The organism is Pseudochelatococcus sp. B33 (genome assembly GCF_053570585.1).
In genome coordinates this window covers 288,178-302,664 of the sequence record NZ_JBSEFH010000001.1, presented here as the reverse complement: position 1 = coordinate 302,664, position 14,487 = coordinate 288,178, and the positions used below count along the sequence as shown (strand labels likewise).

The 14,487-nt window shown below is 64.0% G+C and carries 13 protein-coding genes and 1 pseudogene; 1 reads left to right on the top strand and 13 read right to left on the bottom strand.

Translation table 11 applies throughout. The annotated features are described in order from the left end of the window. Nucleotides 1-165: 165 nt before the first annotated feature. The 9 genes from ACUSIJ_RS01340 to ACUSIJ_RS01300 all read right to left on the bottom strand — a co-directional run bounded on the left by ACUSIJ_RS01340 (nucleotide 166) and on the right by ACUSIJ_RS01300 (nucleotide 9,036). Complete coding sequence (locus ACUSIJ_RS01340) at nucleotides 166-1,803, bottom strand: thiamine pyrophosphate-binding protein (protein WP_449306544.1); 1,638 nt, start codon at nucleotides 1,801-1,803, stop codon at nucleotides 166-168. 133 nt (nucleotides 1,804-1,936) lie between these two features. Further along, complete coding sequence (locus tag ACUSIJ_RS01335; RefSeq protein ID WP_449306543.1) at nucleotides 1,937-2,953, bottom strand: isocitrate/isopropylmalate dehydrogenase family protein; 1,017 nt, start codon at nucleotides 2,951-2,953, stop codon at nucleotides 1,937-1,939. 87 nt (nucleotides 2,954-3,040) lie between these two features. After that, nucleotides 3,041-3,616 (bottom strand): hypothetical protein, encoded by a 576-nt coding sequence (locus ACUSIJ_RS01330; RefSeq protein ID WP_449306542.1) that lies wholly within the window; start codon nucleotides 3,614-3,616, stop codon nucleotides 3,041-3,043. A gap of 33 nt (nucleotides 3,617-3,649) precedes the next feature. Beyond that, entirely contained in the window at nucleotides 3,650-4,438 is a 789-nt protein-coding gene (locus tag ACUSIJ_RS01325; protein WP_449306541.1) for an ABC transporter permease, read from the bottom strand. Between the two features lie 7 nt (nucleotides 4,439-4,445). After that, nucleotides 4,446-5,273 (bottom strand): ABC transporter permease, encoded by an 828-nt coding sequence (locus ACUSIJ_RS01320; RefSeq protein WP_449306540.1) that lies wholly within the window; start codon nucleotides 5,271-5,273, stop codon nucleotides 4,446-4,448. Nucleotides 5,274-5,283: 10 nt separating this feature from the next. After that, nucleotides 5,284-6,435 carry an ABC transporter ATP-binding protein gene (locus tag ACUSIJ_RS01315; RefSeq protein WP_449306539.1) on the bottom strand — a complete coding sequence of 384 codons (1,152 nt, stop codon included), beginning with the start codon at nucleotides 6,433-6,435 and terminating at the stop codon, nucleotides 5,284-5,286. A gap of 12 nt (nucleotides 6,436-6,447) precedes the next feature. Further along, complete coding sequence (locus tag ACUSIJ_RS01310; RefSeq protein WP_449306538.1) at nucleotides 6,448-7,521, bottom strand: extracellular solute-binding protein; 1,074 nt, start codon at nucleotides 7,519-7,521, stop codon at nucleotides 6,448-6,450. An 89-nt stretch (nucleotides 7,522-7,610) separates the two neighbouring features. Continuing rightward, nucleotides 7,611-8,168 carry a PCC domain-containing protein gene (locus ACUSIJ_RS01305; protein ID WP_449306537.1) on the bottom strand — a complete coding sequence of 186 codons (558 nt, stop codon included), beginning with the start codon at nucleotides 8,166-8,168 and terminating at the stop codon, nucleotides 7,611-7,613. A 28-nt stretch (nucleotides 8,169-8,196) separates the two neighbouring features. Beyond that, complete coding sequence (locus ACUSIJ_RS01300; protein WP_449306536.1) at nucleotides 8,197-9,036, bottom strand: HpcH/HpaI aldolase family protein; 840 nt, start codon at nucleotides 9,034-9,036, stop codon at nucleotides 8,197-8,199. Nucleotides 9,037-9,275: 239 nt separating this feature from the next. Between ACUSIJ_RS01300 and ACUSIJ_RS01295 the strand changes: the two genes are divergently transcribed. Continuing rightward, the gene (locus ACUSIJ_RS01295) at nucleotides 9,276-10,262 is read left to right on the top strand and encodes a LysR family transcriptional regulator (RefSeq protein ID WP_449306534.1); all 987 of its coding nucleotides are present in this window, start codon (nucleotides 9,276-9,278) and stop codon (nucleotides 10,260-10,262) included. A 110-nt stretch (nucleotides 10,263-10,372) separates the two neighbouring features. Here the strand turns inward: ACUSIJ_RS01295 and ACUSIJ_RS01290 are convergent. The 4 genes and pseudogenes from ACUSIJ_RS01290 to purF all read right to left on the bottom strand — a co-directional run. Beyond that, nucleotides 10,373-10,561, bottom strand: a pseudogene (locus ACUSIJ_RS01290) (tyrosine-type recombinase/integrase); the annotation flags it as partial. 12 nt (nucleotides 10,562-10,573) lie between these two features. After that, nucleotides 10,574-12,148 (bottom strand): glutamine-hydrolyzing GMP synthase, encoded by a 1,575-nt coding sequence (guaA, locus tag ACUSIJ_RS01285; RefSeq protein ID WP_449306533.1) that lies wholly within the window; start codon nucleotides 12,146-12,148, stop codon nucleotides 10,574-10,576. Between the two features lie 28 nt (nucleotides 12,149-12,176). Then, nucleotides 12,177-12,959, bottom strand: a complete 783-nt coding sequence (locus ACUSIJ_RS01280) for an SDR family NAD(P)-dependent oxidoreductase (protein WP_449306532.1) — start codon at nucleotides 12,957-12,959, stop codon at nucleotides 12,177-12,179. Nucleotides 12,960-12,980: 21 nt separating this feature from the next. Further along, entirely contained in the window at nucleotides 12,981-14,462 is a 1,482-nt protein-coding gene (purF, locus tag ACUSIJ_RS01275) for an amidophosphoribosyltransferase (protein WP_449306531.1), read from the bottom strand. Between the last annotated feature and the right edge of the window lie 25 nt (nucleotides 14,463-14,487).

Genomic DNA, 14,487 nt, shown 5'->3' with positions numbered 1-14,487 from the left:
GAAGCGCCGATTGAAACACGCCACAAATGCGGCTTGGCATTAACTCCTGACGAGCCGGGCCTCTCTTCCAAAACGGCTGCCAGAGTCTCAAATCATCCGACGACGGACAGCAAGCCGCAGGCAATGGCGGACAGAAAGGCACCCAGGAGTCATGCGCAATCAAGGTTATGCTGGGATTGCCTCCAAATGCCGTGGAAGCACGGCTTTCAGGCTGGTATCGACAACGATGAATTCCGGCCCCGGGGCCTTTAGTATTTCGGCCATGCGATCGAGGTCCGCGATCGTACGGATGCGATGCACACCAAAGCCGTAGGCGCGCCCCAGCACATCAAAGTCCGGGTTCGTCACATGCGTCCCGGAAGGCCGTCCGGGATAGTGAAGCTCCTGTTGAATGCGGATCGACGCATAGGAGCCGTTTTCCGAGACGATGACCTTGAGTGGCAGCTTGCGCTCTTTGGCCACCGTCAGTTCATTGCCGGTCATGAGGAACCCCCCGTCTCCGACGAAGCAGACGACCAGCCGGTCCGGCCAGCGCAGGGATGCGGCCACGGCAGCCGGAACGCCGTAGCCCATCGCCCCTGATATGGGCGCCAGCAGTCGCTGCGGCGGCCTGAACGGGATGATGCGGTAGACGGGCGCGGCGAAGGTGCCGGCGTCGACGGTGACGATTGCATCGGCCGGAAGGTTGCGGCCGACCACGTCGACGACGGTCTCGAACGGCACGCCGTCGTCGACCGCATGGACATGAGGGCGGGCAATTTCCTCACGTATCTGCTGCAGCCGCCGGATCCAGCCGTCCCGCGAGGGACGTTGCTGCGGGGTGCCTAGAGCTTCGCACAAGGTGATCGGATCGCAGGCAACCGCTAGCGTGGCAGCGAAGTGCAGACCTATGACGCCCGGATCGGAATGCACGTGAACCAGTCTCATCTCCGGCTGTACGAGATGCGGGAAGGTGTAGTTTTGAGTGGTGATATCGCTCAACCGCGCGCCGAGCACGACGAGCAGATCGGCATCGCGAAACGCTGCCATCTGATGCTCGGGATTCGCCAGGCCCATATGCCCGGCATAGAGGGGATGTCGGTTTGGGAACATGTCCTGGCGTCGGAACGAGGTCACCGCCGGCACATTCCAGCTCTCCGCCATCGCCATGAGCGCCGCGCTCCCGCCTGTTCGCTCGAAGCCGCTGCCCGCGATGATCAGCGGGCGTTCCGACGTCGCCAGCCATTGCCGCAGGGTCTCGAGTTGACGCGGGTCGGGCGCGGCGCGGATCGGGGATTGAGGCAGCACGGCCGAAGCGGCCACAGCCTGCGGCAGCACGTCCTCCGGCAGCGCGATCGCCACCGGTCCAGGGATGCCGGTCCGCCCAACCTGGATGGCGCGGAGCATCATCTCCGGCGCCCGCTGCGGATTGGTCAGTTCGAAGGTCCATTTGGCAATCCGGCCGAACATCTGGCCGTAGTCAATCTCCTGAAAAGCGTCGCGACGCAAATCGGAGATCGGCACCTGCCCGATCAGCAGGATGAAGGGCACTGCATCCTGTTGCGCGCAATGCATCGCGATCGCGGCGTTGCAGGCACCTGGCCCCCGGCTGACGAGGGCGACGCCGGGGCGACCCGTCAGGCGCGCATCTGCGAGCGCCATGAAGCCCGCGCTGGCTTCGTGCCGGCAGACGACGGTGTCGAAATCGTCGCGTCCGTGCATGGCGTCGAGAAGCGCAAGATGGCTTTCGCCCGGCACGCAGAAGAGTCTGTTGATGCCATTGGCTACGAGGCTGTTGACAATGAATTCACCGACGGTCGGCATGAAGAACCCCACTCAATGCATGCAGGTTTCGACGACCCTGCTCTGTGCTTTCACATCCATCTCTGCGCCTCGCAGCCATGCCTCGCCGGCGCGGCCGCGGCCCCGCGTTCCGTTTCCCGAACTGCTGCGATCGCTACAGCCTGCGCTTGACGGCGAGGGTCACGTCCTCGGTCCTGGCGCTGCCGCCAAGATCGGGCGTCAGCACACGCTCCTCGTTGAGGACGAAGGTGATTGCCCTGCCGAGCCGCTCCGCGCGTTCGCTTTCCCCGACATGATCGAGCATGGCCTGCGCCGCCAGCAGCAGGGCGACCGGATTCGCCTTGCCCGTTCCCGCGAGGCTGGGAGCAGAACCGTGGATTGCCTCGAACACCGCAACGCCTTCACCCATGTTCGCACCCGCAGCGAGCCCCAGTCCGCCGACGAGGCCGGCGGTGAGATCCGACAAGATATCCCCGAACAGGTTGGTCGTAACGATCATGTCGAACCGCTGCGGATCAAGAACGAGATGCATGGCGCAGGCGTCCACGATGAGGTCGTCGAGCTCGACCCTGCCTCTGTACTCGTCTGCGACAGCACGCCCTGCCTCCAGAAGAATTCCGGTGAACGCCTTGAGAATGTTGGCCTTGTGGACGACGGTGATCTTCCTGCGTCCATGCCTGACCGCGTAATCGAACGCGAATCTCATGACCCGATGGCATTCGGCGCGGGAGTTGAAGGCCGTGGCGATGGCAACGGCCCCCGGGTCCATCGCTTCGGGTACGTACCTTTCGGAGGCGGCGTACAGACCTTCCAGATTCTCGCGGATGACGACGATGTCGACCTTGTCGTAGCGGCCGGGCACCAGCGTGCGGGTCGGTCGGACGTTGGCGAACAGGTCGAGCGCCTGCCGCATCCTCACCGTTGCCGACCTGAAGCCTCCGCCGATCGGCGTCGTCAGCGGCCCCTTGAGAGCCAAACGGTTGCGGCGGATACTGTCGATCGTCGGCTGCGGCAAGGCATCGCCGGTCCGCTCGAATGCTCCCAGACCTGCCTCCTGCAGATCCCACTCGAACGGCGCGCCCAGCGCTTCCAGCACCTCGACGGCGGCTCCAACCACCTGGGGGCCGATCCCGTCGCCCATGATCAACGTGGTCGGTATGCAGGGACTCATGGACGATATCCTCTTCGGACCAGGATTAGGATTGAAGGAGCCACCGCCGGTGGCCGAGGCTGAACATGGAACGCGCCATTGCGGCTCCTACTTCGTGATGAAGAGTTCCTTGCGCCATCTGTCCTTGTGGATCGCCAGCACGTCGATCTGGTCGACGTAGTAGAGGATCTTGCCTTCCAGGGACGTCGGGAAGGTTGGCGACTGCGGCGTATGGGTGAGGATGATGTGCACGACCGCGTCCGGCACTCCCTTGCTGAGCGCAAGATGCGCGGCCCAGAACGCATGCGGATAGGTCTTGCCGAGCTCGGTGTGGCGCCCGCCAAGTTCGGGTGGCTGATATTCCACGACCTTGCTCGCATCCTGGAGAGCGGCGGCGGCGATGAGATGGTCGCGATTGACGCTAATGCCGTGGTGCCGCTCGATCGCGTCGGCGACCGCCAGCGCCATCGACATGACGCACTGGTTGTGCGGGCGGGTCGGATAGGGGATGTCAACGTTGGTAGGAACCTCATCGATGTCGTGCCAGGGCGACATCGCCCAGAGCTCTTCCCAGACCTCGATCACGGCACGCCGCAGACCCTCGTCCGTGATCTGCGCGATCTCCGGGAAGATGCCCATTACGTCGAGCGGCTGTCGGGTGGATCCCGCATCTGCTGCAGTCATGGCGACCTCGTTCCTTGCATGAGTGAAATGCCCTCAGGTGGGTGGTTTGATGCCGAACACGCGGCTGAGGCCGACCGCCCTGTCGATCACCACCATCGCGATGGTGACGATCAGCACCAGGATCGAACTCGCCGCCGGCACGAGCGGAGTCAGCGACTGGTCAACGAAGGTGTAGATGCGCACGGGCAGCGTCACGACTTCCGGGGACGAAAGGAACAGGGCGATCGGAACGTCGTCGAACGCTTCCATGAAGGCGATGGTGGCAGCCCCGATAATGGCGGGCAGCGCCAGCCGCAGCGTAATCGTGAAGAACGCCCATGCCGGTGGCGCACCGAGCACGATTGCAGCGCGTTCGAGATTCTGCGTCTGGCCGGCGAAGGCGGCCATCAGGATCCAGAAGGCAAGCGGGCAGGCGATCAGAGTGTGACCGAGGACGAGGCCCGCCAGGGTTCCGCGCAGTGGCACAAGCACGAAGAAGCCGAGCAACGCAGCCGCCACCACCACGCGCGGCGCATAGAGGGGCAGACGGAAGAACACGCCGAGCGCAGCCTGACCGCGGTAGTTGCCCCTGGTCATGCTGACCACGGCTGGAATCACGAGCATCAGGGTGAGGAGTGTGACGAGGCTCGCTTCGATCAGGGACAGGCGCAAGGACGCCAGGAACTGCGGGTGTTCCAACGCGCGGATGTACCACCTTAAGCTGAGGCCCTGCGGCGGGAAACCGACGAAGTTTCCTGCCGTCAGCGAGGCACCCAGAACGACGATAATGGGCGCCAGCAGAAAGATGTAGATGGCCCACGCACTAATGTTCAGCAATCGCATATGGCACCTATCCGAATGTCGCCGTCTGCCAGGCGCGTCGCCTGCCGAGTTGCGATGCGCCGAGCGTCAGGGCGACGGCCAGCACGAGCACGATCACCGAGCTCGCATAGCCGACTCCCTCGTTGAAAAAGAGCATCACCTCCTGGTGGACGTAGCCGCCCAGCGTGAGCTGCCTCGGCCCGCCGATCAGAAGCGGCGTTACAAAGCTGCCCAGGTTCAGCACGAAGGCGAGCAGCCCGCCGACGACGACACCCGGAATGGACAAGGGCAGCACCACCGTCGTGAAGACCGTATGCGGACGGGCTCCGAGGCTGTTCGACGCGCGCAGGAGCAGCGGATTGATGCCGTCCAGCGCCGCAAGTATGCCGATGACCGCATAGGGCAGATGGATGTGCACCAGCGCGATAATGACGCCCGAGGTCGTATAAAGGAGCCTGATTGGCGGCAGCCCGAGCAATTCGAGCGTCGACGCGAGCGGTCCGGACCCGCCAAGCAGCACGATCCATCCGAACGTACGCACGACCACGCTGATGAGAAGGGGGGATACGACGATCAGCGTCAGATAGGCGCGCATGCGCCCGGGGCTGACCCACATATGATATGCGACGATGTAGCCGAGGACGACCGAGATGAGCGCGCTGATGGTGCTGATCCAGAGGGTCCTGCCGAGCACGCTCTGGAAGAGCGGATCAGAAAGAACCTCGACATAATTGCCAAGGAAATACTCTGCGCCCACGAGGCTCAGCATGAACACGTAGCTCATTGCCGCCACGAAAACGAGCACGTTGAAAACTGTCAACGGAGTGGCGAGGAGTAGCAGCCGGTCTCTAAGCATCGAAGCCACCTCACCTAGTGACGACGCGCGAATCGTCGCCGCGCCAGCTGATCTCGGCCTTCGAGCCGGGATGGATGTCGGCATAGGGCGGCGCGTCGACGTTGAGGTTTGGACCCCCGCCATCGAGGTTGACCACGCACCGTTTCCTGGTGCCGAGAAACTGGGCGACCCGGACGGTGCCGGTGACGACGTTCTCGCCGGGCTTCCCAGTCGCGGCATTGGCGCCGTTCAACGAACGCGTCGTCATGTTCTCGGGTCTGACGACCACGAGCACCTTGTCTCCCTGGCCTGCATGTGAGGAGGGACGTGCCGCTGTCACGACGTAGCCGCCGTCGACGGTGACCTTTACCGTGTGCGGTTCCACGGCGGCAATGACGCCGGGGAGCAGGTTGTTCTCACCCACGAAGCCGGCAACGAACGCGTTCGCGGGATCCCGGTAGACGTTCTCGGGCGTGTCAGCCTGCTGCAGAGCCCCCTGATCGATGACGGCGACCACATCGCCGACTGCCAGCGCTTCCTCCTGGTCGTGCGTCACCATCACTGTCGTGATGCCGTGACGGAGCTGAATCGACCTGATCTCCTCCCTAATCTGACGCCTCAGCTTGGCGTCAAGGCTGCTGAGCGGTTCGTCCAGCAAGAGCAGCCGCGGCTCCAGCGTAAGGGCGCGCGCCAGCCCGACGCGCTGCTGTTCGCCGCCTGAAAGCTGGGCCGGATAGGCATCTTCGCGGCCGGGCAGATCGATCAGCGTGAGCATCTCGGCGAGCTTGCGCTTCTGCATCTCGCTCGGAACCTTGCGGAGCTTGAGGCCGTAGCAGATGTTTTCGGCGACCGTGAGATGCGGAAACAGCGTGCTCGCCTGAAAGACCATGCCGAAATTGCGCCGGTGGGTCGGTATCGGGGTCACGTCGCTGCCGTCAAGCAGGATACTTCCACGATCTGGCGATATGAAACCGGCAATCATGTTGAGGGTCGTGGTCTTCCCGGACCCAGACGGCCCGAGCAGGACGAGGAGCTTGCCTGCCGGCAGGACGAGGTTGAAATCGCGGGCTGCCCAGCGATTTCCGAAGCGCTTGTTCAAGCCGACCAGCTCGAGGCTGGCCGGATTGTTCCCGGGCCTCGCGGGGGCCCGGGTGTTGACGGTGTCTGCTGCGGTATCGAGCACCTGCCTGCCCCTTCACTGTCCGAGTTGCAGGCGGCGCACCCAGCCGGGATAGGCCGCGTTCACCCACTCCCAGTCCACGCTGACCATGGGAACTTCACCGCCGACGCGCTTGGCGACCAGCGAGTCAGCCCCGCCTGCGCTCTGGAGCAGGGCGGCGGTCTTCTTGTTGACCGGAAAACGGAACGCTTCCTTGGCCTCCAGCGCCTGAATTTCCGGGCTCAACTGCCAGTTGATCCACTGATAGGCAGCTTCTGGGTTGGGCGAGTTCTTGATCAGCGCCCAGTAGGATGGGATTGGGAAGGCGCCTTCCTCCGGAATGATGAACTCGAACGGCGCGCCCTGGTCGATCAGATCCCAGGTGCGTGAATCGCCGAACGCGGCAATCCAAACATCCTGTTGCGTCAGAAGCTGCGCCATGTGGGACGGAGACGTCGCCCACAGGATGTCGTTGCCGGCATCGACGAGTTGCTGGAGGATGACATCCGCTGCCTCGTCGTTCTGCCCACCGGCGATGACGGTGGCGAGCCCGCCGATCGTCGCCTGGCCGAAGCTGTCGGCAGGCGTCTCGATGGCGACACGGCCGCGGAACTCCGGCTTGAACAGATCTCGCCACGACGTCGGCGGCTCGATGCCGCGCGCCTCAAACACCTTGGTGTTGTAGGCGATACCGATTGCCTGCACCGTCTTGGCGATGAAGTAGCCGTCGGGATCCACCAGCGATGGGTCGATGTCGGCCACATTCGGGATCTTCGAGTAGTCCATCTTCTCGTAGAGGTCGAGTTCCTGACCTTCGAACTGAATCGATGGTACCGTCCACAACACGTCGGTTTGGGGGTTCTTCGCCTCGACGCGAACTTTTGCCAGCGCCGGGCCGGAAGTATCGACTATGAAGCGCACCGCCGGGCCAAACTTCTGCTGGAACATCGGTCCTAGAACGTTGATGTAGTAATCGCCCAGTATTCCGCCGCGGATGGCGACGACCACCTGGTCCGACTGCGACAGGGCGGGCGCGACAAGGAGCGCATTCGCGGCAACCAGACACGAAGCGACAAACGACAATCTAAAGCGGCTCTTTCGTCCGGACATTGTATTCCCCCCGTTTCGGGGACGTTTACGTCCCCATTTTCTTGACCTTGGATTAATTGACCTTGGATATAATTTTGAATCGTTGCCGGTCAGGCCGGCGTCAGTGTGTGGTAGCGCAACCCGTCCTTGTAGCCGGGCCGGCTGTGGCTCTTGTCCGCTACCAGATTGAGGTGCATGCCGCCGACCTTTGCGAGGACAACGGTGAAATGCGAAATCGGATGGTTGGAGCGCACCGTGCATCCCTCCATCAGATGGCCGCATACGGTGCGGGTCTGGTCGCCCGACCCCACGGTCACGGTGAGGTGAACGTGGATGTAGGGGCTGCCGGCCTCCTCTCCCGCAAAGATGCCGCCGCTGTCGCCCTGGGCCATCCGCCCGATCAGCCCGTGCCCGCTGGCCTCGAACGGACCTTCAAACTCGACGATCTCCGGCGTGCCGGTCTTGACCTTTCCGGTCGTCAGCAACTGCAGCCTGGCACGCTCCAGCCCGCCGGTGATGGTCATCACCACCCCGGTCTTGATGTCGTTCTCCACGCAGGCGCGCTTGAGCTCCTTGTAGAGATCAGCCTGCGGGCCGAGGCGGACATAGACGACCGAGTCGATCGTTCCCGCCATGGTATGCGTTGCGGAATCTGTAGCGCTATCCACGGAATCACCTCCCTCATGAACATTATTCTCAGGCAGAATTCTTGGCCGCCGACCGGAAGCTGCCGGTCTCTTTCGAGAGGGCATCCTTCACGCCGCCCGTGATCTGCGAGCATGCGGTGAAGAAGATCCGGATGTCCGATGTGCAGGCGAGGAAGGTCACCCCCTCCTTAACCAGATCGGCCGCGGAGTTGAGATCCGGGTAGTAGAACGGACGCCCGATTGCGATGCCCTTGGACGAGATCACCCGCGTCAGGTGAGCGATGGCCTCCTTGACGCGTGGGGCGTTTATATCCTCCTCGCCCATCGTCATCGCCATGTCGCGGGGACCAATATAGACGGCGTCGATGCCCGGCACCTCGACAATGGCCTCGATGTTCTCCACCGCCTCGTATTCCTCAACGAGAATGATGGTCACGACGCTGTCATTCGCGGTCTTCCAGAATGCGCGTCCCTGTTCCATCAGCCTGGAATAGTAGCCGGTAGCGCGCGTGTTGCTGCAACAGCCACGGGTACCGTCCGGTCCGTAGCGTGTCGCAGCAACCGCACGACGCGCTGCCTCCGCCGTACTCACATGCGGCACCACGACGCCGGCGGCACCAGAGTCGAGGACCTTCATGATCATCGTCTCGTTGTTCTCGGGAACCCGCACGAGCGGTGTGGCGCCGGACAGTTCCGCTGCGCGCAGCAGGTTTTCGAGAAGCAGAGTGTCGTACGGGCCGACGGGTGCATGTTCGCAATCGATCATCACCCAATCGAAACCTGCCCTGCCAATGATCTCTACATTCGCCGGGCTCGCAGAATAGGTATGAGTTCCGAGGACGATATCTCCTCCCCAAAGCCTCTCCTTGAAACTTTTCTTCCCATTCATGTTTTTTTCTCTTTTCGGATAAGGTATGTAAGTTTTTTTGCAATTAATATTGCAATATACCTCGCGGTATATTTTACGCTTCTTGTTTTTCTGCCTCTATCTCAGCTTGAGATCGATGCACGTTTTCAAGATCATAGCCCTCATGCACGCGGCGTGCTATATGTAACATGGCCTTACAGCTATACTAAGTCGGTATATCAGAGGGCTCGAAAACGGGCGGATGCCCTGGCAGGACGGTGATGGAACTGCGCCAGCTTCAGTATTTTCTCGCCATTGCCAGTACCACCAGCCTGTCCAAGGCTTCAAGCGTGCTCGGCGTCGCCCAGCCGGCTCTCAGCCGGCAGTTGCAGCGGCTCGAGAAGGAACTCGGCAAGCCGCTTTTCTATCGGCATGGACGCGGGATCCGGCTCACGAGCGAGGGGCTGCGGTTTCGCGAGGCGATCGCTCCGCTCATCCATGACCTGTTGCGGGCGAGGGCCGATCTCGCGAACGAGACTGCCCTGGCAGGCCCGCTTTCCTTTGGTATGCCGCCCTCGATCAGCGCGCTTATCGGCGCGCGCCTGATCAGGTCGTTCCTCGACCGGTTTCCGGACGTCGTCCTGCACATAATCAGCGCCTTCAGCGGCTATCTCAACGAGCTGTTGGTCGACGGCCGGTTCGACGTGGCGGTCATCAACAATGCCAGGCGGTCAGCCCAGATATACATGGACCCGCTGCTGGAGCTCGACGTCTTCCATATCGCCAGCAGAAAATGCGTGCCTCCTTGTGGGCAGGATGAGGGCGTGGTCGCCTTCGATGAGGTTGCCGCCGACCGTTTGATGCTGCCCGGGCGACATCACGGGCTTCGACGCGAAATGGAGACCGTCGCTCGCGAGCAAGGCCTGAAGTTGGATGTCTTCGTGGAAGTGGACTCGTTGAGCGTCGTAAAGGAGCTGGTCCGCTCCGGCGTCGGCTCTACGGTGCTACCGCACGGCGCCATCCTCACCGAATTCGACGATCCCGCCTTCGTCATCCGGCGGGTCACCGCTCCGGACGTCGTACTCCGCTTCATGATCGCCTATGCACGCAGCCGCCCGATCACGCCTGCGATGGTCGAGCTGACCAGAATGCTGAAGGAGCACGTCGATCTCGCCATTGCAGAAGGGCGGCTCAGGGGCCGCAGGAGCGAGGCGACTGCGATCGACCAGAACTTCCTCGGCCCACCGGCCCCCCTTCATTTGGAATAGACCTGGCCGGCACCGGCAGGCAACGGCGCCTCGAAGAACTGATAATCCTTCCTTATGCTGGCTGCCGATCCCGCGAGGGTGCTATATTGATTCTATGCCCCAATCCTATAGCTCGGATGGGGCTTTCTTGCCGGTTTCGCCGCCTTCTCCCCGTGCAGGATCGCAAAGCCGTAAATCTGCTTGAGAGTATCCCTGAAGAATACGGGCAGTAGCTCACGCTCGAAGATCGAGCGGCGCATCGCTCTCGTGCTGTCCGCCATCGGGCCGTTGGCCAGCCACTTCTCCCCGAACTCGCCAAAGACGGGCCTGAATCACTCCCACTCGATCGTTCCGGGGGGCTTGGAGGTGATGTCGTAGGTGACGCGGTTGATGCCCTTCACCTCGTTGATGATGCGGGTCGCCACACGGCCGATGAACCCCATGTCGAAGGGGTAGAAGTCGGCGGTCATGCCGTCCACCGATGTCACGGCGCGCAGCGCCAGCACGTGCTCGTAGGTGCGTCCGTCGCCCATCACGCCGACCGTGCGCACCGGCAGCAGCACTGCGAAGGCCTGCCAGATGTCGTCGTAGAGGCCCGCGCGGCGGATCTCCTCCAGATATACCGCGTCGGCATGGCGCAGGATGTCGAGCTTCTCCGCCGTGATCTCGCCCGGGCAGCGGATCGCGAGGCCCGGGCCGGGGAAGGGGTGGCGGCCGACGAACACTTCCGGCAGGCCGAGCTCGCGGCCGAGGTTGCGCACCTCGTCCTTGAACAGCTCCCGCAGCGGCTCCACGAGCTTCATGTGCATGCGCTCGGGCAGGCCGCCGACGTTGTGATGACTCTTGATCGTCACCGACGGGCCGCCCGTGAAGCTCACGCTCTCGATGACGTCGGGGTAGAGCGTGCCCTGGGCAAGATACTCCACCGGCTTGCCGTCGCGCTCCTCGAGCTTCTGCGCCTCGGCGTCGAACACGTCGATGAAGAGCTTGCCGATGGTCTTGCGCTTCACCTCCGGGTCCGTGACGCCCTTGAGCGCGTCGAGGAACAGTTGCTGCGCCTCCACATGAACCAGCGGGATGTTGTACGCATCGCGGAAAAGCTGCACCACGCGCTCGGCCTCGCCGAGCCGCAGCAGGCCGTGGTCGACGAAGACGCAGGTGAGCTGGTCGCCGATCGCCTCATGGATCAGCACCGCCGCCACCGCCGAATCCACGCCGCCCGACAGCGCGCAGATCACCCGGCCCGCGCCGACCTCCTCGCGGATGCGCGCCGTCGCCTCGTTGCGGAAGGCGGCCATCGTCCAGTCGCCCGTGCAGCCGGCGATGCGGCGCACGAAATTGCGGATGAGGCCTGCCCCGTGGGGCGTGTGCACCACCTCCGGATGGAACTGCACGCCGTAGAACCGCCGCGTCTCGTCGGCGATGACCGCGAACGGCGCGTTCTGGGACGTCGCGACGACCGAAAAGCCCTCCGGCAGCCGGGTGACGCGGTCGCCGTGGCTCATCCACACCGGATAGGCCTCATCGACGCGCCAGACGTCCGCGTAGAGCGCGCTTTTCGCCTTGACGTCGACCTCCGCCCGGCCGAATTCGCGGTGATGGCCGCTCTCCACCCCGCCGCCGAGCTGCGCCACCATGGTCTGCTGGCCATAGCAGATGCCGAGCACCGGCACGCCGGCGTCGAAAATTGCCTGCGGCGCGCGCGGGCTGAAATCCTCTGTGACGGAGGAGGGGCCGCCGGACAGGATGACGCCCCTGGGCCTCAGGGAGCGGAACGCCTCCGCCGCGCGCGTGTAGGGCACGACTTCCGAATACACCCGCTCCTCCCGCACGCGCCGGGCGATGAGCTGCGTCACCTGGCTGCCGAAATCGACGATGAGGATCTTGTCGTGGGATGCTTCGGTCATGTGTCCGGTCTTTGTCGGTTGAACGGGGTCAGGCCACGGGCAGCGAGGTTTGGGTCTCGGAGGGCGGGGACGGCCACAGCAGCTTGTCCTGCGGGAAATCGTAGATCGCGCCCGTCGTTGTCCAGGAAGGCGACAGCAGCCGCACGAGGTGGGGCGCGAGCTCCTCGGGCGTGCGCAGCGTCAGCGGGTCCTCGCCGGGCATGGCGGTGGCACGCATGCGGGTGCGCAGCGGGCCGGGGTTGACGAGCGACACGCGCACCGGCGTCGTCTGCGTCTCCGACGCATAGGTGAGCGCCAACGCCTCCAGCGCCGCCTTCGAGACCGCGTAGGAGCCCCAGAAGGCGCGGAACTTGTGGGCAGCCCCGGATGTCACGAACACCGCCCGCCCTGCGTCGGAAGCGCGCAGCAGCGGGTCGAGCGAGCGGATGAGCCGCCAGTTGGCAGTGACGTTGACGGCGATCACCTCGTCCCAGCGCTTGGGCTCGTGATGCGCCAGCGGCGTCATGGTGCCGAGCACGCCGGCGTTCGCCAGCAGGCCGTCGAGCCGGCCCCAGCGCTCGAAAATAGCACCGCCGAGCCGGTCGAGCGCATCGTAGTCCTTGATGTCCACGGGCACCAGCGTGGCCGAGCCGCCGGCTTCCCGGACGGCGTCGTCGAGCTCCTCCAGCGCGCCGGTGGTGCGCGCCAGCGCGATCACATGCGCACCCGCGCGGGCGAGCGCCAGCGCCGCCGCCCGGCCGATGCCGCGAGACGCGCCGGTGACCAGCACCACGCGGTCGGTCAACGATCTGTCGGAGGCGGCTCCAGTCATCTCGTTCCCATCAATGCCAAGCTAGCCGGCTTCGGCGAGCAGCGCCGCGCGGCGGGGCGCCTCGCCCTCGATATCGGTCAGGGGTGTCGGATAGTCGCCGGTGAAGCAGTGATCGGTGAACTGCGGCATCACCGGGTTGCGCCCCTGATAGCCGCAGGCGCGGTATATCCCGTCCACCGACAGGAAAGCCAGCGAGTCGGCGCCGATGATTGCGCGCATTTCCTCGACGGTGTGCGTCGCGGCGAGCAGCTTGTCGCGCTCGGGCGTGTCGATGCCGTAGTAGTCCGGATGGGTGATCGGCGGACTGGCGATGCGGAAGTGCACCTCGCGCGCGCCCGCGTCGCGCATCATCTGCACGATCTTCTTCGAGGTCGTGCCGCGCACGATGGAATCGTCGACAAGCACGATGCGCTTGCCCTCGACCGCACCCCGGTTGGCCGAGTGCTTCATGCGCACGCCGAGCTCCCGCACCGATTGCGTCGGCTGGATGAAGGTGCGCCCGACATAGTGATTGCGGATGATGCCGAGTTCGTAGGGAATGTCGCAGGTGCGCGCGTAGCCGATGGCGGCGGGCACGCCGGAATCGGGCACCGGCACCACCACGTCGGCATCCGCCGGCGCCTCGAGGGCGAGCTGGGCGCCCATCTTCTTGCGCACGTCATAGACGCTGCGCCCGTGGACGATCGAATCGGGCCGCGCGAAGTAGATGTACTCGAAGATGCAGGGGCGCATGGGCTGCGGCACGAACGGCTTGATCGATTCGATGCCGTTCTCGTCGATGACCACGACCTCGCCGTTCTCGATGTCGCGGACGAAATGCGCGCCGATGATGTCGAGGGCGCAGGTCTCGGAGGCCAGAATGTAGCGCCCGTCGAGCCGGCCGAGCACGAGCGGCCGGATGCCGAGCGGGTCGCGCGCGCCGATGAGCTTCTTGTTGGTCAGGCCGACGAAGGAATACGCCCCCTCGACCTGCAGCAGCGCGTCGATGAACCGGTCGACGAAACGCTTGTGCCGGTTTCTGGCGACGAGGTGCAGGATGACCTCGGTGTCGCTGGTCGACTGGCAGATCGCGCCCTGGTTCACGAGTTCGCGGCGCAGGGTGAGGCCGTTCGTCAGGTTGCCGTTGTGCGCCACCGCGAAGCCGCCGCCCGACAGTTCCGCGAACAGGGGCTGGACATTGCGCAGCATCGTCTCGCCGGTGGTGGCGTAGCGCACATGGCCGATGGCCGAGTTGCCCGTGAGCCGGGCGATCACGCCGGGGTCCGAAAAGTTGTCGCCGACGAGCCCCAGATAGCGCTCGGAATGAAAGCGGTCGCCGTCGAAGGAGACGATGCCCGTCGCTTCCTGGCCCCGGTGCTGCAAGGCGTGCAGGCCGAGAGCCGTGACGGTGGCGGCCTCGGGGTGGCCCGTTATGCCGAAAACGCCGCACTCCTCATGCAGCGTATCGCCATCGAGATCGAAACAGTAATCGGAATGCAGATCCGCGGATCGACAATTGACCATTGCATTTCCCCCGGCAGCAACTGCC